We start from the raw sequence: 1,026 nt of genomic DNA, 5'->3' as shown, positions 1-1,026 counted from the left end.
ATACGACACCGGCAACAACCATCATCAGCGATCCGCGCCGCCAAGCTGCCTTGCTCTACTGGCAGGGCTTCTCTGTGCGCCAAATTGCGGAAACGCTGAACCTCAAGGGGCCGACCGTGCAGAGCTGGAAACTGCGCGATAAATGGGACGGCATCGCGCCCATTTCCCGCGTGGAACAAAGCATGGAAGCGCGGTTGATTCAGCTCATCATGAAAGACGTCAAGGAGGGGAAAGACTTCAAAGAAATCGACCTGTTGGGCCGCCAGATTGAACGGCTGGCGCGGGTCAATCGCTATTCGGCGACCGGCAACGAGGCGGACTTAAACCCGAACGTCGCCAACCGCAACAAAGGCGAGCGCAAGCCCGCCGAGCGCAACGTGTTCAGCGAGGCCGCCGTGGAGAAGCTGCAAAGCATCTTCACAGAAACCACCTTCGAGTATCAGATGGGATGGTATCGCGCCGGGCTGCAACACCGTATCCGCAACATCCTAAAATCGCGCCAGATCGGCGCCACGTTCTTCTTTGCCCGCGAAGCATTACTTGATGCGCTGACCACCGGCCGCAATCAGATTTTCTTGTCGGCCAGTAAGGCGCAGGCGCATGTATTCCGCAATTACATCATTGATTTTGCCCGGCTGGTCGAGGTTGACCTGAAAGGCGATCCAATGGTGCTGCCGAACGGCGCCCGCCTGATGTTCCTCGGCACCAACGTGCGCACCGCGCAGAGCTACACCGGCAATCTGTATCTGGATGAGTATTTCTGGATACCGAAGTTTCAGGAGCTGCGCAAAGTCGCCAGCGGGATGTCGCTGCACAAGCGGTGGCGCACTACCTCCTTTTCCACACCGTCGAGTCTGGCGCACTCCGCTTATCCGTTCTGGTCGGGGGAACTGTTCAACAAGGGCCGCCGCAGCAAAGCCGATCACGTTCAGCTCGACCTCAGCCACAGCCACCTGTCAAAAGGCGTGCTGTGCGGTGATGGGCAATGGCGCCAGATTGTCACGGTTGAGGATGCACTGACCGGCG

General features: G+C 58.6%; 1 protein-coding gene. It reads left to right on the top strand.

The features are described from left to right. A partial coding sequence (locus ABAC460_RS47900; RefSeq protein ID WP_023456041.1) for a terminase large subunit domain-containing protein occupies positions 1-1,026 on the top strand: 1,026 nt, incomplete at both ends.

This window comes from Asticcacaulis sp. AC460 (genome assembly GCF_000495795.1).
GTDB lineage: Bacteria > Pseudomonadota > Alphaproteobacteria > Caulobacterales > Caulobacteraceae > Asticcacaulis.
Note: the sequence above shows the minus strand (reverse complement) of the source record. Positions and strands in the feature narration are given on the sequence as shown.